At 56.2% G+C, this 16,645-nt stretch carries 14 protein-coding genes; 8 read left to right on the plus strand and 6 right to left on the minus strand.

Annotation, left to right across the window (positions count from 1 at the left end; genetic code table 11):
- The first annotated feature begins 25 nt into the window (after window positions 1-25).
- The 5 genes from F3J30_RS01150 (at window position 26) to F3J30_RS01170 (ending at window position 7,750) form a co-directional block, all read left to right on the plus strand.
- Window positions 26-3,766: a nitrate reductase subunit alpha gene (locus F3J30_RS01150; RefSeq protein WP_166715370.1), complete on the plus strand. Its 3,741-nt coding sequence runs from the start codon at window positions 26-28 to the stop codon at window positions 3,764-3,766.
- Entirely contained in the window at window positions 3,763-5,307 is a 1,545-nt protein-coding gene (gene narH, locus F3J30_RS01155; protein ID WP_014070377.1) for a nitrate reductase subunit beta, read from the plus strand. Before F3J30_RS01150 ends, narH begins: the two co-directional genes overlap by 4 nt.
- Window positions 5,307-6,002 (plus strand): nitrate reductase molybdenum cofactor assembly chaperone, encoded by a 696-nt coding sequence (gene narW, locus F3J30_RS01160; protein ID WP_166715371.1) that lies wholly within the window; start codon window positions 5,307-5,309, stop codon window positions 6,000-6,002. Before narH ends, narW begins: the two co-directional genes overlap by 1 nt.
- A complete protein-coding gene (gene narI / locus F3J30_RS01165; RefSeq protein WP_014070379.1) occupies window positions 5,999-6,679 on the plus strand; it encodes a respiratory nitrate reductase subunit gamma in 681 nt (226 codons plus the stop codon). Before narW ends, narI begins: the two co-directional genes overlap by 4 nt.
- A 102-nt stretch (window positions 6,680-6,781) precedes the next feature.
- Window positions 6,782-7,750 carry an alpha/beta hydrolase gene (locus F3J30_RS01170; protein WP_166715372.1) on the plus strand — a complete coding sequence of 323 codons (969 nt, stop codon included), beginning with the start codon at window positions 6,782-6,784 and terminating at the stop codon, window positions 7,748-7,750.
- 87 nt (window positions 7,751-7,837) lie between these two features.
- On the opposite strand, the gene nhoA is transcribed toward F3J30_RS01170, so the two are convergent.
- The 4 genes from nhoA to F3J30_RS01190 form a co-directional block, all read right to left on the minus strand.
- Window positions 7,838-8,683, minus strand: coding sequence for an N-hydroxyarylamine O-acetyltransferase (gene nhoA, locus F3J30_RS01175; protein ID WP_166715373.1), 846 nt, complete (start codon window positions 8,681-8,683; stop codon window positions 7,838-7,840).
- A 73-nt stretch (window positions 8,684-8,756) separates the two neighbouring features.
- On the minus strand, window positions 8,757-10,412 hold the full coding sequence (locus tag F3J30_RS01180; RefSeq protein ID WP_166715374.1) for an iron ABC transporter permease: 1,656 nt from the start codon (window positions 10,410-10,412) through the stop codon (window positions 8,757-8,759).
- Between the two features lie 39 nt (window positions 10,413-10,451).
- Window positions 10,452-11,420, minus strand: coding sequence for an ABC transporter substrate-binding protein (locus F3J30_RS01185; protein ID WP_166715375.1), 969 nt, complete (start codon window positions 11,418-11,420; stop codon window positions 10,452-10,454).
- Window positions 11,417-12,109 carry an ABC transporter ATP-binding protein gene (locus F3J30_RS01190; RefSeq protein WP_166715376.1) on the minus strand — a complete coding sequence of 231 codons (693 nt, stop codon included), beginning with the start codon at window positions 12,107-12,109 and terminating at the stop codon, window positions 11,417-11,419. The genes F3J30_RS01185 and F3J30_RS01190 overlap by 4 nt, the downstream gene beginning before the upstream one ends.
- A 136-nt stretch (window positions 12,110-12,245) precedes the next feature.
- Between F3J30_RS01190 and F3J30_RS01195 the strand changes: the two genes are divergently transcribed.
- Complete coding sequence (locus tag F3J30_RS01195) at window positions 12,246-12,818, plus strand: flavin reductase family protein (protein WP_166715377.1); 573 nt, start codon at window positions 12,246-12,248, stop codon at window positions 12,816-12,818.
- 45 nt (window positions 12,819-12,863) lie between these two features.
- Here F3J30_RS01195 and fusA read toward each other — a convergent pair whose 3' ends face one another.
- Entirely contained in the window at window positions 12,864-14,963 is a 2,100-nt protein-coding gene (gene fusA, locus F3J30_RS01200; protein ID WP_166715378.1) for an elongation factor G, read from the minus strand.
- A 161-nt stretch (window positions 14,964-15,124) separates the two neighbouring features.
- Here fusA and F3J30_RS01205 point away from each other — a divergent pair, with 161 nt between their 5' ends.
- Together F3J30_RS01205 and F3J30_RS01210 are read left to right on the plus strand one after the other, a co-directional pair.
- The gene (locus F3J30_RS01205) at window positions 15,125-15,424 is read left to right on the plus strand and encodes a helix-turn-helix domain-containing protein (RefSeq protein ID WP_014070388.1); all 300 of its coding nucleotides are present in this window, start codon (window positions 15,125-15,127) and stop codon (window positions 15,422-15,424) included.
- Window positions 15,425-15,459: 35 nt separating this feature from the next.
- On the plus strand, window positions 15,460-15,999 hold the full coding sequence (locus tag F3J30_RS01210) for a GNAT family N-acetyltransferase (RefSeq protein ID WP_166715379.1): 540 nt from the start codon (window positions 15,460-15,462) through the stop codon (window positions 15,997-15,999).
- Between the two features lie 17 nt (window positions 16,000-16,016).
- On the opposite strand, the gene F3J30_RS01215 is transcribed toward F3J30_RS01210, so the two are convergent.
- Window positions 16,017-16,619 (minus strand): helix-turn-helix domain-containing protein, encoded by a 603-nt coding sequence (locus F3J30_RS01215; protein WP_166715380.1) that lies wholly within the window; start codon window positions 16,617-16,619, stop codon window positions 16,017-16,019.
- Window positions 16,620-16,645 lie beyond the last annotated feature (26 nt).

Genomic DNA, 16,645 nt, shown 5'->3' on the forward strand with positions numbered 1-16,645 from the left:
ATGTTATCGGAGCAGGAGAAATGTCATGAGTAAACTGTTGGATCGCTTTCGCTATTTTAAACAAAAAGGCGACACCTTCGCCGATGGACACGGCCAGGTGTATAACACCAACCGTGACTGGGAGGACAGCTACCGCCAGCGCTGGCAGTTCGACAAAATTGTGCGATCCACCCACGGCGTGAACTGTACCGGTTCCTGTAGCTGGAAGATCTATGTCAAAAACGGGTTAGTGACCTGGGAAACGCAGCAAACCGACTACCCCCGCACCCGTCCGGATTTACCGAACCACGAACCGCGCGGCTGCCCGCGTGGCGCAAGCTACTCCTGGTATCTGTACAGCGCCAACCGCCTGAAATACCCGCTGGTGCGCCGTAAGTTGATCGAACTGTGGCGCGACGCGCTGGCGCAGCATAACGATCCGGTGCTGGCGTGGGACGCCATCCAGAGTGACCCACAAAAGAGCCAGAGCTATAAGCAGGCGCGTGGGCGCGGCGGATTTATCCGCTCGAACTGGAAAGAGCTGAACCAACTGATTGCTGCTGCCAACGTCTGGACCATCAAGAATTTTGGCCCGGATCGCGTGGCCGGTTTCTCGCCTATTCCGGCGATGTCGATGGTCTCTTACGCCGCCGGGACGCGCTATCTCTCTCTGCTAGGCGGAACCTGCCTGAGCTTCTATGACTGGTACTGCGATTTACCGCCGGCATCGCCGATGACCTGGGGCGAGCAGACCGACGTGCCGGAATCGGCCGACTGGTACAACTCCAGCTATATCATCGCCTGGGGCTCTAACGTGCCGCAGACCCGCACGCCCGATGCCCACTTCTTTACCGAAGTGCGTTACAAAGGCACCAAAACCGTTGCCATTACCCCTGATTTCTCTGAAGTGGCGAAGCTCAGTGACCAGTGGCTGGCGCCAAAACAAGGCACTGACAGCGCGCTAGCCATGGCGATGGGCCATGTGATCCTCAAAGAATTCCATCTCAACAACCCAAGCGACTATTTCCTGAACTACTGCCGCCGTTATACGGACATGCCGATGCTGGTTCTGCTGGATGAGCGGGACGATGGCCATGTTGTTCCTGGTCGTATGCTGCGCGCTTCGGACCTGGCCGACGGGCTTGGCGAGGCCAATAACCCGGAATGGAAAACCATCGCCTTTGATATTGCCGGCAACCTGGTTGCGCCGAATGGCTCGATTGGTTTTCGCTGGGGTGAAAAAGGCAAATGGAACCTCGAACCGCTGGCGGCCGGTCATGAAACCGAGCTTACACTCTCTTTGCTGATCACCCACGACAGCATCGCCGATGTCGCCTTCCCCTATTTCGGTGGCAACGAGAACCCGCATTTCCGCAGCGTGAAGCAAGAACCGGTTCTGGTTCGCCGCGTGCCCAGCAAAACCCTGACGCTGGCCGATGGCAGCCAGAAACGCGTGGTCAGCGTTTATGATCTGGTACTGGCAAACTACGGGCTTGATCGCGGTCTGGAGGATACCAACGCAGCGAAAGATTACGCCGAAATCAAAGCCTACACCCCTGCCTGGGGTGCGCAGATTACGGGTGTACCGGCGTATCTGATTGAAAAAATTGCCCGTGAGTTTGCCGACACGGCACACAAAACCCACGGCCGTTCGATGATCATCCTCGGCGCAGGCGTGAACCACTGGTATCACATGGACATGAACTACCGCGGGATGATCAACATGTTGGTCTTCTGCGGCTGCGTCGGGCAAAGCGGCGGCGGCTGGTCGCACTACGTCGGCCAGGAAAAGCTACGCCCACAAACCGGCTGGCTGCCGCTGGCCTTCGCGCTGGACTGGAACCGCCCGCCCCGTCAGATGAACAGCACCTCGTATTTCTATAACCATGCCAGCCAGTGGCGCTACGAAAAACTGACCGCACAGGAGCTGCTCTCCCCTCTGGCGGATGCCTCTAAATTCACCGGGCACCTGATCGACTTCAACGTGCGCGCAGAACGCATGGGCTGGCTGCCGTCTGCGCCACAGCTCAACCTCAATCCACTGCACATCAAGGCTCGCTCAGATGCCGCCGGGATTACGCCGCAGGAGTACACCGTGCAGGCGTTAAAATCGGGCGATATCCGTTTCGCCTGCGAACAACCTGACAACGGAAAAAACCACCCGCGCAACCTGTTTGTCTGGCGTTCGAACCTGCTTGGCTCATCCGGTAAAGGTCACGAGTACATGCTCAAATACCTGCTGGGCACCGAAAGCGGGATTCAGGGCGAGGATTTAGGCTCAACCGATGACGTCAAACCCGAAGAGGTGGAATGGCAGACCAAAGCCATCGAAGGCAAGCTCGACCTGCTGGTGACGCTCGATTTCCGCATGTCGAGCACCTGCCTGTTCTCGGATATCGTCCTGCCGACCGCCACCTGGTATGAAAAAGACGACATGAATACCTCGGATATGCATCCGTTTATTCACCCACTTTCTGCCGCCGTTGACCCGGCATGGGAATCCCGTAGCGACTGGGAGATCTACAAAGGCATCGCCAAAGTCTTCTCTGAGGTGTGCGTCGGCCATCTGGGTACTGAAACGGACGTGGTGCTGCAACCGCTACAACACGACTCCCCGGCGGAGCTATCGCAGCCGTTTGATATCCTGGACTGGCGCAAAGGCGAGTGCGATTTGATCCCCGGTAAAACCGCCCCGAGTATTGCGGTGGTGGAACGAAACTACCCCGAAACGTATGAACGTTTCACGGCCCTCGGCCCGCTGATGGATAAACTTGGCAACGGCGGGAAAGGCATTTCGTGGAACACCCAAAACGAGGTCGATTTCCTCGGCAAACTGAACTACGTCAAGCTTGACGGCCCGGCAAAAGGTCGTCCACTGATTGAAACGGCGATTGATGCGTCCGAAGTGATCCTCGCCCTGGCACCTGAAACCAATGGACAGGTGGCGGTAAAAGCCTGGGAAGCGCTCGGGCAACTGACCGGGCGCGATCACACTCACCTGGCCATCAACAAAGAAGACGAGAAAATTCGCTTCCGTGATATCCAGGCCCAGCCGCGCAAAATCATCTCCAGCCCGACGTGGTCAGGGCTTGAGAGCGAGCATGTTTCATATAACGCGGGTTACACCAACGTGCATGAGCTGATCCCGTGGCGGACGATTTCCGGGCGCCAGCAGCTGTACCAGGATCACGCATGGATGCGTGCGTTTGGCGAGAGTCTGGTGGCCTATCGTCCGCCGATTGATACCCGCAGCGTCACCCATATGCGGGAGATCCCACCGAACGGCTTCCCGGAGAAAGCGCTGAACTTCCTCACGCCGCACCAGAAATGGGGCATTCACTCCACCTACAGCGAAAACCTGCTGATGCAGACCCTGTCGCGCGGTGGGCCGATTGTCTGGATAAGCGAAGCGGACGCCAAAGAATTAGGCATTGAGGATAACGACTGGATCGAAGCCTTCAACGCTAACGGCGCCCTCACCGCCCGTGCGGTGGTCAGCCAGCGTGTGCCGCCAGGCATGACCATGATGTACCACGCTCAGGAGCGCATCCTGAACATTCCGGGTTCAGAAGTGACCGGGCGCCGTGGTGGCATTCATAACTCCGTCACCCGCATCTGCCCGAAACCGACGCACATGATCGGCGGTTACGCGCAACTGGCGTACAGCTTCAACTATTACGGTACCGTCGGCTCCAACCGCGACGAATTCATCATGATCCGCAAAATGAAAAACATTAACTGGCTGGATGGCGAAGGTCGGGATCAGGTACAGGAGGCGAAAAAATGAAAATACGCTCACAGGTTGGAATGGTACTGAATCTCGATAAATGCATTGGCTGCCACACCTGCTCGGTCACCTGTAAGAACGTCTGGACCGGGCGTGAAGGCATGGAATATGCGTGGTTCAACAACGTCGAAACTAAGCCGGGTATCGGCTACCCGAAAAACTGGGAAGACCAGGAGGAGTGGCAAGGCGGTTGGGTGCGCGGCATTACCGGTAAGCTAACACCACGCCTCGGTAGCCGCGTGGGCGTGCTGTCGAAAATCTTCGCCAACCCGTCCCTGCCGGGTATCGACGATTATTACGAACCTTTCACCTTCGACTATCAGGATCTGCACCGCGCCCCGGAGGGGGATCACCTGCCCACCGCCCGCCCGCGTTCGCTGATTAGCGGTAAACGGATGGACAAAATCGTTGGCGGCCCGAACTGGGAAGAGTTGCTCGGCGGTGAGTTCGAAAAACGCGCCCGTGACCGCAACTTCCAGAAAATTCAAAAAGAGATGTACGGCCAGTTTGAAAACACCTTCATGATGTATCTGCCGCGCCTGTGCGAACACTGCCTCAACCCGAGCTGTGTTGCCACCTGCCCAAGCGGGGCTATCTACAAGCGTGAAGAGGACGGCATTGTGCTGATCGACCAGGACAAATGTCGTGGCTGGCGCATGTGTATCAGTGGCTGTCCGTACAAAAAAATCTACTTCAACTGGAAGAGTGGCAAGTCAGAAAAATGCATTTTCTGTTATCCACGTATTGAATCCGGCCAGCCGACCGTCTGCTCGGAAACCTGCGTCGGGCGTATTCGTTACCTTGGTGTACTGCTGTATGACGCAGACCGCATCGAAGAAGCGGCAAGCACCGAGCATGAAACGGATCTCTACGAACGCCAGTGCGACGTGTTCCTCAACCCGCACGATCCGGCGGTGATCGAAGAAGCGCTGAAACAAGGCATTCCGGCAAACGTGATTGACGCCGCGCAAAAGTCCCCTGTCTATAAAATGGCGATGGACTGGAAGCTGGCTCTGCCGCTGCATCCGGAATATCGCACCCTGCCAATGGTCTGGTACGTGCCGCCGCTGTCACCCATCCAGTCTTACGCCGACGCGGGCGGCCTGCCGATGAACGACGGCGTGCTTCCTGCGGTAGAAAACCTGCGTATTCCGGTGCAGTACCTGGCGAATATGCTCAGCGCAGGTGATACCGGCCCGGTGCTGCGCGCCCTGAAACGCATGATGGCAATGCGCCATTACAAACGCTCCCAGACCGTTGAGGGCGTGACCGACACCCGCGCCATCGAGGAAGTGGGCCTGAGCGTGGAACAGGTTGAGGAGATGTACCGCTACCTGGCGATTGCCAACTACGAAGATCGCTTTGTGATCCCAACCAGCCACCGCGAAATGGCGCAGGACGCCTTCCCGGAGAAAAACGGCTGCGGCTTTACCTTTGGCGACGGCTGCCACGGCTCCGACACCAAATTCAACCTCTTCAACAGCCACCGTATTGATGCCATCAACATCTCCGAGGTGCGCGAACATGGGGAGGGAGAATAATGCAGATCCTCAAAATCATCGCGCTGCTGATCGAATACCCCGATGACGCGCTGTGGGAGAGCCGTGACGAGGCGCTCTCGCTGATTGCGCAGGATGCGCCCGTGCTGCTGCCGTTTGCCCGGCAGCACCTGGGAGCAACCCTGCTGGATAAACAGGCTGAGTGGTGCGAAGTGTTCGAGCGAGGCCGCGCAACCTCGCTGCTGTTGTTTGAACATGTTCATGCGGAATCTCGCGATCGCGGCCAGGCAATGGTTGATCTCATGGGGCAGTATGAGAAAGCCGGGCTCCAGCTGGACTGCCGCGAACTGCCAGATTATCTGCCGCTGTATCTGGAATACCTCAGCATCGTCACCGATGCCGAGGCACGCGAAGGGTTGCAAAACGTTGCGCCGATTTTGGCGCTGATTGGCGGACGTCTGAAACAGCGCGGTGTGGCGCATTACCAGCTGTTCGATGCCCTGCTGTCGCTTGCCGGCAGCCGCCTTACCAGCGACAGCGTGGCAAAACAGGTTTCCGGTGAAAAACGGGATGACACCCGTCAGGCGCTGGATGCGGTCTGGGAAGAGGAACAAGTCAAGTTTATTGAGGACAACGCCACATCGTGCGACAGCTCGCCGATGCAGCAATATCAACGACGCTTTAGCCAGGACGTCGCCCCGCAGTATGTCGACGTCAGCGCCGGAGGCCAAAAATGATCCAGTATCTGAACGTCTTTTTCTACGATATCTATCCTTACCTGTGCGGCACGGTTTTTCTGGTGGGAAGCTGGCTGCGCTACGACTACGGGCAGTACACCTGGCGAGCTTCATCGAGTCAGATGCTGGATAAACGCGGGATGGTGCTGTGGTCGAACTTATTCCATATCGGCATTCTGGGGATCTTCTTCGGCCACCTGTTCGGGATGCTGACGCCGCACTGGGTTTATTCCTGGTTCCTGCCGATGTCGCAAAAGCAGCTGATGGCGATGATTGCCGGTGGCGTGTGCGGTGTGCTGACGCTGGTAGGCGGCGCGGGTCTGCTGGTGCGGCGTTTGACCAATCCGCGTATCCGGGCGACATCATCCACTGCCGATATCCTGATCCTCTGCGTGCTGCTGGTGCAGTGTATTCTTGGTCTGACCACGATCCCGTTCTCCGCTCAACACCCGGACGGCAGTGAAATGCTGAAACTGGTGGACTGGGCGCAGGCGGTCGTCACCTTCCGCGGTGGTGCATCTGCGCATCTTGATGGCGTGGCGTTTATCTTCCGCGTTCATCTGGTGCTGGGGATGACCATCTTCCTGCTATTCCCGTTCACGCGTCTGGTGCACGTGTGGAGCGCGCCGGTGGAGTATCTGACGCGCAGGTATCAGGTGGTGAGATCGAGAAGGTAGCGGCGATAACGTTCCAGAGCCTGTTGTTTACAACAGGCTTTTTATTATCCCGCTTATTATTTAATTCATGCCATGAATATGTTTTTCATCGTGGGAGTTAACATGCCTTCATACGTTATGTCTGTTCGTAAAGTATCAAGAGGTCAATTTACCGCTGACATCGGCAACACCAGTTATCTGGTTGTTCCTGATGGCACGGATCCAAGCCCCAGCCATGCCATACCCGCACAGGAGTGGTTTGATAAGGTGACGAATGGCGCTAAGTGGACAAATGACAAAGGGCAAAAACGCGGAGATCTGCTGTTTGCCGCTCATGGCTACAATATGAGCGAAAGCGAAGTGATTGAGCGACACCGGCTGCTTGCAAACGGATTGGCCGACATTGGCTTTAAAGGTATGGTCGTCTCCTTTGACTGGCCGAGCGATGATAAAGCACTCGCCTACCTGGCCGATCGCCACAAGGCAAAGCTCACTGCCATGCGCCTGATGACGGAAGGCATTGCCTATGTCTCAGAGAAACAAAAACCGGACTGTCCAGTTAATATCCATGTGCTGGGGCATTCAACCGGGGCTTATGTTCTCACTGAAGCATTTGACGATGCCGATGATAGCAACCTGCCAAATAGCGCCTGGAAAGTTAGCCAAATCATTTTTGTTGCCGGAGATGTATCGAGCAGCGTGATGTCCAATCCCGATCCTCGCAGTGATTCTATCTACCGTCACTGCATTCGCCTGACTAATTATTCAAGCCGCCGCGACCAGGCACTGGATATATCAAACGTGAAACGGGTGGGTGTCGCCCCACGCGTTGGACGTATTGGTCTTCCGGATAACGCCCCTTCACTCGCCATTAATATCGACTGTACGCAGTATTATGAGCAATTAGATAATGACCCTGAGGTTTTAAAACAAGATGAACCTTATGGGATAGTAGGAATGCCAACCCACTCCTGGTATTTCGGCAATAAGATTTTTACTCGGGATCTTTTCTATACGTTAATTGGCACGGATCGCTACTCCATGCCAACACGCTCGGTTGACGGTGAAGGGAAAACGGTCCTGATACGCTGAGGTTACGTTTATGCCGGGTGGCGGCTGTGCCTTACCCGGCCTACCTTCAGGGGTTTTCCAGGCCCGGTAAGCGTTAGCGCCACCGGGCTATTTTCCGGCCTGCGGATGTGTTTCAAACCCGGCCATTACCGCCGTCAGTTCTGCCAGCGAAAAACCGTGTTTCGGATCGTCAACGCCCAGGCCAAACCGTTCTGCCATCAACGTATACAGTGCTTCTGCATCCGCTAAATGGATCTGCTCTTCCACATGTCCGTTCTGCCAGTGGGTAAAGTTAAAGTTGGTCAGCGTCAGTTTCCCGCCGTCCGGCAGATGGCGACACATCAGCAGGTGATGGCGGAAATGCGATTGCGGCCAGTGCGCTGACCAGAAATTCCCCATGACATAATCACTGAAATACTGCGCCGTCAGGTCAAAATGGTACATCGACTGCCAGTGCTCGTGATGGCGGAACTGGAGCACCCAGTCGTTGCCTTCACTGAGCAGCCGATACAGCCCGTGCGGCGTGGCTTGCTCTTCATTGGCAATTAAGCGAATCGGTGCCGTCAGCGTCTGCCCGCCAAAACCTACGTCAGCAATCCAGCGCTCGCCGTTCAGCTCAACCAGCAGCAGACGGTGCGTGCGCGGCGGCATTTGCGGCGGATTAGATAGCACCACGCGACCCAGTACGCTGCGCACCGTAAAGCCGATTTCACGCAATACGCGCTCGAACAGGCCGTTTTGCTCAAAGCAGTAACCGCCGCGGCGCGCCGTCACCAGCTTGTCGACCAGGCACTGATCCTCAAGATGGATTTCACGTGGCAGCACGACGTCGATATTTTCAAACGGGATGGTGCAGTTATGCTGCAAATGCAGCGCACGCAGGGTGTCGATATCAACCGATACAGGCTGTTGCCAGCCTGATCGCGCAAAATACGCACTCAGAAATGGAGACATGTCAGAGGTTCCTTGTTCAGTGATTCCCTGTTTATAAACTATTTTTGTCTGCCCACTGGTGCAAAAGTGCTTTTTATCTTTGGCTATTGCGCTGCATGATGCCAAGCGCACTCAGCATCAAAATCAGCCCGGTGATCAGCGTCAGCGTTGCCATCGCCATTCCTTGTCCAACTGAGCCCTGTTCGAACTGCCGCCAGATAAAGACCGACACCGTCTGCGTTCCCGCAGGCGCGAGTAATAACGATGTCACCAGCTCACGCGAGGCGATAGCGAACACCATCAGCATCGCCGCCAGCAGCGCAGGCGACACCAGCGGCATCACGATAAAACGTAACGCCTGAAACGCCGAAGCCCCGTGTACCCGCGCAGCTGGCTCCAGATTGCCACCAAGCTGGCGTAAGGCACTGCCCACATAACGCACCGGCCACGGCAGGAGCAAACAACAGTACGACAGGAGTAAGATGACCCAGGTGTTATAGGGAGAAACGGGCCAGAAGCGCTGATTCCACAGAAGGATAAGCCCGACCCCCACCACAATCCCCGGCAACGCAGCAGGCATCAGCGACAGCGCATCCAGCGCCGCGCGCCCTTTTATCTTCTGCACAACCACCAGCCAGGAGGCCAGCAGCCCCAGCATCCCGGTGATACAGGCGGCACCCAACGCCAGCGACAGACTGGTGCCCAGCGCAGGGAGCGCGTCACCCTGCTGGCTAAACAGTGCCATATAATGTGACATTGTCACGTTAGACCATGTCACCCCGCCGGACAACGTTCCTAATACACCGGATAATGCCATCGACGCGCCCGGCAGGATCACTGCAATACCGCCCACAAGCGCCATCAACACCACTATCGGCAGCGTAAATACGCCCGCGTTCGCCCCGCTATTTTCCGTTGGTTTGCCGGTCACGCTGGTGACATCATGATGTCCGGTCAGCTTTTTCTGTAACCCCCACGCCGACAGGGCGATAACCACCAGCACCACAGAAAGCATCGACGCCCCAGAGAGATCCACCGGCCAGTCTGCCAGTTTCTTTTCGATATCCGTGGTTAGCATCAGCACGCCCGCGCGGGTGCCCAGCGCCGCAGGTACACCAAACTCTTCAATGGCCAGGGTAAACGCCAGCAGCATTCCTGCCGCCAGCGCCGGAGACAACATCGGCAAGGTGATATGCCAGAAAGCTCTGGCGGCACTCGCGCCATGAACGCGGGCCACCAGCGCCAGACGCTGCCCGCTCGCCAGCAGGCTGCGCGACACCGCAAAATAGACCACCGGGAAAATGTTCAGCGCCATCACCAGCACGATGCCGGTTTTACTGAACAGCACATCGTTGAGATTGATGCCGGTTATCTGCTGAAGATAGCCGTTGGTTTGCAATACCAGCATCCACGACAGCGCCGCAATATAGGGTGGCGTTAAGAACGGGATCAGAAAAAGCAAATCCCACAGCCGTGGTGCAGGCAGGTTCAACAGCCCCCGCGCAACCCCAAGCGGAAAACCAATTAAGGCGCTCACCAGCGCAACGCCGATGGCAATCTGAAGCGTTCCGCCAAGCATCACGGGCAGTTGTGGCTCAGCCAGCAGCGTGCGAACGCCGCTAAAGGCACCGCTAAAGTCACCTGCGTTAAATTGAGGGAACACCGCCTGTAAAGCGATAAACGACAACGGAAACGCCACCAGGATAACCAGCAGCGTCAGCGTCATCGCAGACAAGAGTCGTTGATTCACGAGAGGTTCCTGAAGACGGGGTTGCCCCCGTCAGGTGGATTACAGGGCGAAAATGGCGTTGAAACGCTTGAGAATATCGCCGCGCGCGCTGGAGCCATCGCTTTTGGTTGGCAGCACTTTCAGCTCGCCTAACAGCGGACGTTTCGCTTTCACATCATCGCGGGCAGGCATCAGCCAGGCGTCGGCCACCATCGCCTGACCTTCTGGCGACAGCACGTAATCCACAAAGGCTTTCGCATCGTCGGCGTGTTGCGTCGATTTAAGGATCATCATCGGACGCGGCGCAATCACCGTACCGCTGGCCGGGAAGATGACCTTCAGGGATTCCCCCTGGCTGATGTTGCCATAAGAGACATAATCCACCGCGCCGAACACGGCCGCCTTCGCGCCCTGCATCACCGGCGTGACGGCCTGCGCGTTCGGGCCGCTTACCACCATGCCGTTCTTTTTCAGCTCATCAAACAACGCCCAGGCTTTATCGCCCATCCCGTTTTGCAGACCGATCAGCAAATCCAGCGACGCACCGGACAGCGCCGGGTCTGGCGTGGTGACTTTGTCTTTAAAGGCGTCGGTGGTCAGATCCTGCCACTCTTTCGGCTCTGGCGTTCCGCTTTTGGTGTTCCAGACGATCCCGAGCGCCGACACTCCTTGCGCCACGAAGTCGGTAGATTTGAGGTCCGCCGGGACTTTTTCCGCATTGGCGCTCTGGTATGGCAGCAGCCAGCCGCGGGTATGCAGATCTTCTGCGGTATCCCAGGAGGCGGAGATCAAAATATCCGCCTGCGGGTTGGCTTGTTCTGCTTCCAGACGTGCCATCACCTTGCCGGTCGTGGCCTGGAAGATGTCGACTTTCACGCCGGTTTTCTTTTCAAATCCCGTTGCCAGATTCTTAGCAAGCGATCCCGGGCCTGCGGTATAGACAGTCAGCGCGTGGGCGCTGGACATCATGACGGACGATAACGCCATTGCGAGCAGAACTCCTTTTTTCACGGACATTGTGGCTTTCATGCAAACTCCCCTGAGGATGAAATCAAACGATCGGCAGCAACGCTGCCAGCAGATAAATGCACGATGCGATCGGCCAGGATTTCAGCCTCCCGGCGGTCGTGGGTAACGTACACGGCAGTCGTCCCGAGCTGGCGCAGTAGCGTGGCCATCTCCTGACACAGTGATTCACGCAGTTCGCTATCGAGGTTGGAGAGCGGCTCATCGAAGAGCAGCACACGGGGTTCCGCGACAATGGCACGGGCAAGCGCTACACGCTGCTGCTGGCCGCCCGATAATCCTGCCGGTTTACGCCCGGCAAAATCCCCCAGCCCCACGCGCGACAAGGCCTTCGCAACGCGGGATTCACATTCCGGGCGAGGGATATTGCGCATCTTTAACGGGAAGGCGACATTCTGCGCCACGGTCATGTGCGGCCACAGGGCATAGTCCTGGAAGACCATACCGATGTCGCGGGCGTCAGGCGGTAATGACCACCCTGCTTTCGCCACCAGGCGATCACCAAACAGGAGTTCGCCCGAGGCAGGCTGTGTCAGCCCGGCGAGCAAACGGAGCAACGTACTTTTGCCGCACCCTGATGGCCCTAACAGCGCAACCACGCTGCCTGCCTCAATGTGCAGATCTATCTGATTCAATACAGTATTCGCGCCAAAAGCGTACGACACGCTTTTGAGCGTTATGGAAGTGAGCATATTGTTATCCTCTTTGGGATTTACTGTCGGCCACTGTAGGGAGCGAGTGTGACGAAAACATGACGCTAATGTTGCGTCTTGATTTCTTATGCGCTTCAGTCGTTTAATGCCGGTAGCCACGTTGAGAGGAAAATCTATGAGCGCGTTTCGCCCTGTTGAGTTAAAGCACGCCAGCCGCCTGCTGAATCACGGTCCTACGGTGTTGATCACCAGCCGTGATGAATCTATCGATCGCCGCAACGTGATGGCTGCCGCCTGGTCGATGCCCGTCGAGTTCGAACCGCCGCGCATTGCCATCGTGGTGGATAAAAGCGCCTGGTCACGCGAGTTAATCGAGCGCAGCGGTAAATTTGGCATCGTGATCCCGGGTGTGGCGGCTGCCAACTGGACGTATGCGGTTGGCAGCGTAAGCGGTCGCGATGAAGATAAATTCAACTGCTACGGCATCCCGGTTGTGAACGGCCCGGTGCTTGGTCTGCCCGTCATTGAAGAGAAGTGCCTGGCGTGGATGGAGTGCCGGTTATTGCCGGTAACCTCTGCTGCTGAAAAATACGACACCCTGTTTGGGGAAGTGGTTTCCGCCGCAGCGGATGAGCGCGCATTTGTGGCCGGACGCTGGCAGTTTGACGGGGATAAGCTGAATACGCTGCACCATTTGGGCGCGGGAACGTTTGTGACCAGCGGGAAGATGGTGAAAGCGCCGGATTAAAAAAAGGGGTGAGTGAACAAATTTGTCCCCTCACCCCAGTCAACCTTACTTCGTACGCCCTGCAATGATTTCATCCGCCACATTACGCGGGGCTTCCGCATAATGATGGAATTCCATCGTGTAGGTCGCACGGCCCTGCGACATCGAACGCAGCGTGGTGGCATAACCAAACATCTCGGCGAGCGGCACGTCAGCACGAATAATCTGGCTGCCGTACTGCTCTTCCATGCCCTGCACCATACCGCGGCGGGAAGATAAATCCCCCATGATATTCCCGGCGTAATCTTCCGGCGTTTCCACTTCGACGTGCATCACCGGCTCAAGGATCACCGGATCCGCTTTACGCGCCCCGTCTTTGAAGCCGAGGATTGCCGCCATGCGGAATGCCATCTCCGAGGAGTCGACATCGTGATACGAACCAAACGTCAGGGTCGCTTTCACATCCACTACCGGATAACCCGCCAGCACACCGGTGTTCATGGCTTCGCGCAGCCCTTTTTCCACTGAAGGAATGTACTCGCGCGGTACCACGCCGCCTTTTGTGGCATCTTCAAATTTGAAACCACTTCCCGGCGCTAATGGTTCAAGGCTCAGCACCACATGGCCGTACTGACCTTTACCACCAGACTGGCGTACAAACTTGCCTTCGATATCTTTCACTGCTTTGCGCAGAGTTTCGCGGTAAGTTACCTGCGGGCGGCCGATGTTCGCCTCTACGCCAAACTCACGTTTCATACGGTCGACGATAATTTCCAGATGCAACTCACCCATCCCGGAGATAATCGTCTGCCCGGACTCTTCGTCAGTGTGCAAACGGAACGACGGATCTTCCGCCGCCAGGCGCTGCAACGCGATACCCATTTTTTCCTGATCCGCTTTGGTTTTCGGCTCGATCGCAAGCGAGATCACCGGGTCCGGGAATTCCATACGTTCAAGCGTGATCACCGCATTCGGGTCAGTCAGCGTGTCGCCGGTTGTCACATCTTTCAGGCCAACACAGGCCGCGATGTCACCCGTCCGCAGTTCATCCACTTCGTGCCGGTCGTTGGCGTGCATCAGCACAATACGCCCGATGCGCTCTTTTTTACCTTTCACCGGGTTATAGACCGCATCGCCTTTTCTCAGCACACCCGAGTAAACGCGGATAAAGGTCAACTGCCCAACATACGGGTCGCTCATCAGTTTGAACGCCAGTGCTGAGAACGGTTCTTCATCGCTTGGATGGCGTTCTGCGTGTTGCCCTTTTTCATCCACACCATCAATGGCCGGGACGTCCAGCGGCGATGGCATCAGCTCGACAATGGCATCCAGCATTCGCTGCACCCCTTTATTTTTAAAGGCGCTGCCGCACAGCATCGGCTGGATCTCCCCTGAAATGGTGCGTTTACGCAGGCCACGGATAATATCGGCCTCATCAAGCTCACCGGTTTCAAGGTATTTATCCATCAGCTCATCGCTGGCTTCCGCCGCCGCTGACACCATTTTTTCCCGCCATTCCTGGGCGGTACTCAGCAAGTCATCAGGCACTGGCGCATAGGTAAACACCATGCCCTGCGTGGCATCGTCCCAGACGATTGTGCGCATCTTGATGAGATCGACCACGCCGCTGAAGTGATCCTCGGCGCCAACCGGGATCACAATCGGCACCGGATTGGCTTTCAGGCGATCGTGCATCATCTGCACCACGCGGAAGAAATCAGCCCCCGGGCGGTCCATTTTGTTGACGAACGCCAGGCGCGGCACATGGTATTTATTCGCCTGACGCCAGACGGTTTCCGACTGCGGCTGTACGCCACCCACGGAGTCATACACCATCACCGCGCCATCCAGCACACGCATGGATCGTTCCACTTCAATGGTGAAATCCACGTGCCCTGGGGTGTCGATGATATTTATCCGGTGCGGCTCAAACCCTCTGTCCATACCCGGCCAGAAGCAGCTAACGGCTGCGGAGGTAATCGTTATTCCGCGCTCTTGCTCCTGCGCCATCCAGTCAGTGGTTGCCGCGCCATCGTGTACTTCACCCAGTTTGTGACTCATCCCGGTGTAAAACAGGATGCGTTCAGTGGTGGTCGTTTTACCGGCATCGATATGCGCGGAGATACCGATGTTGCGATAACGTTCGAGCGGGATGGGTCGGGGCATGATATTTCCTTAAGTCTCAAAGACTGTGTTGTGAAGGCCAGGATGGCCGCGTATTCATTCGTTTGCTATAATAGTCCCATTGTACGAGTATTATCGAACTATTTTTTGATGATTGACCTATTGTTGATATAGCTCAATCTGATGCCTGACGCAGGAAAACTATGATCCCAAACCATCCGGAACCTGAACAAATACTGCTGGAAAATGTGTTGTTTGCCCTCGGCAACCCGCTACGCTTATCGATAATCCGCCGTCTTGCCGATGGCGAAGAACTGAGCTGTAATGCCCTGCGGCCAGAAGACGTGGTGAAGTCCACCATGACCCATCACTGGCGCGTTTTACGCGACAGCGGTGTGATCTGGCAGCGCCCTCAGGGGCGAGAAAATATGATTTCCTTGCGAAGAGACGATCTTGACGCCCGCTTTCCGGGGCTGATGGCGATACTGTTGCAGGTGAAGTGAACCCCGCGTAGCCATTTGTCGATAAGGAGCCCAGTTTGCCCGTTGAAACGAAACGCCTGTACCTTCGCCCCGTTGTGGCATCCGATGCAGACGCCCTGTTCCGCATTTACGGCGATCCGGCTACCAATACCTTTAACCCGTCTGGCCCCTATCCTGATCTTCATCATGCAGAAACGGTGCTGAAACGCTGGATACACCACCGTGAACAGCACGGATTTGGCAACTGGGCCATTTCACTTCTCGATACTCCAACAAGCATTATCGGCTTCGGCGGGCTGAGCATTCTTAGCTATGACGGCATCACGATAAATAATCTCGGATACCGTTTCGCCACTGAAGCATGGGGAAAAGGGCTGGCCACGGAATTCGCTGAAGGCGCAGTGAGATACGGATTTAACGCGCTGAAATTACTGGAGATCGCCGCCGTGGTCAGAGGAAATCACCTGGCATCGCAAAAGGTGCTGGAAAAATCGGGGCTGAAATACGTCCGTGATATTCATGATGTTAAAAATGCGCCCCCTAGCCTGCTGTATTCCATTTCGCAGCAGGAATGGCTGAAAGAACAGAACGGGTGAAATCTACCCATCATCACTCAGGTTGCTTTTTCATTTACCGTCATGATGAATTTCAGTGGGTGCTCGCCCTGGTTTTCGTAGAAATGAGGGACATCGGTCCTGGCGGTTGCCGAACAACCGGTATTCACCACGTACAGATGATCCTGTACCCCAAGCGTAAGCGTCCCTGTTTGCACATAAAACAGTTCAAGGGTTCCTTCTGGGTGCCCTGGTGACGTGAACTTTTCTCCCGGCTGCATTTCCCACATCCAGAGCTCCGTCATATCGGGGCCGCCGGACCCCGCAAGAAGCCGCGCCCTTCCGCCGTTCTCACCTTTCCAGAGCTCAGGAATTTCATCTTCCGCGATAAGATGCACAGTCGGTTTTGAGCTGACATCGACAAAATCAGCCACTGAAACACCCATCGCCGCTGCCAGGCGGCATAACAGCGCAATACTCGGGTTCGCCTTACACCCTTCGATTTCAACCAGTGCGCCTTTGCTGACCCCGGCCCGACGAGACAGCTCATCGAGGGACATTTTCTTTTGCTTGCGATAAAGCTTAATGCGCTGAGATACCGCTTCATTTACGGTGCTGACAATGGAATCTGCATCGGTCATTAAATTGACTTTTTTGGTCATCGGTCATTATCATGGAATAAATTGGT

Origin of the sequence: Enterobacter sp. Tr-810 (genome assembly GCF_011752765.1) — a bacterium.
GTDB lineage: Bacteria > Pseudomonadota > Gammaproteobacteria > Enterobacterales > Enterobacteriaceae > Enterobacter > Enterobacter soli.

Bases quoted from the DNA above. Each gene is read 5' to 3' on its own strand.
- F3J30_RS01150 (WP_166715370.1), top strand. From the start codon at position 26: ATGAGTAAACTGTTGGATCGCTTTCGCTATTTTAAACAAAAAGGCGAC.
- narH (WP_014070377.1), top strand. From the start codon at position 3,763: ATGAAAATACGCTCACAGGTTGGAATGGTACTGAATCTCGATAAATGC.
- narW (WP_166715371.1), top strand. From the start codon at position 5,307: ATGCAGATCCTCAAAATCATCGCGCTGCTGATCGAATACCCCGATGAC.
- narI (WP_014070379.1), top strand. From the start codon at position 5,999: ATGATCCAGTATCTGAACGTCTTTTTCTACGATATCTATCCTTACCTG.
- F3J30_RS01170 (WP_166715372.1), top strand. From the start codon at position 6,782: ATGCCTTCATACGTTATGTCTGTTCGTAAAGTATCAAGAGGTCAATTT.
- nhoA (WP_166715373.1), bottom strand. From the start codon at position 8,683: ATGTCTCCATTTCTGAGTGCGTATTTTGCGCGATCAGGCTGGCAACAG.
- F3J30_RS01185 (WP_166715375.1), bottom strand. From the start codon at position 11,420: ATGAAAGCCACAATGTCCGTGAAAAAAGGAGTTCTGCTCGCAATGGCG.
- F3J30_RS01190 (WP_166715376.1), bottom strand. From the start codon at position 12,109: ATGCTCACTTCCATAACGCTCAAAAGCGTGTCGTACGCTTTTGGCGCG.
- F3J30_RS01195 (WP_166715377.1), top strand. From the start codon at position 12,246: ATGAGCGCGTTTCGCCCTGTTGAGTTAAAGCACGCCAGCCGCCTGCTG.
- fusA (WP_166715378.1), bottom strand. From the start codon at position 14,963: ATGCCCCGACCCATCCCGCTCGAACGTTATCGCAACATCGGTATCTCC.
- F3J30_RS01205 (WP_014070388.1), top strand. From the start codon at position 15,125: ATGATCCCAAACCATCCGGAACCTGAACAAATACTGCTGGAAAATGTG.
- F3J30_RS01215 (WP_166715380.1), bottom strand. From the start codon at position 16,619: ATGACCAAAAAAGTCAATTTAATGACCGATGCAGATTCCATTGTCAGC.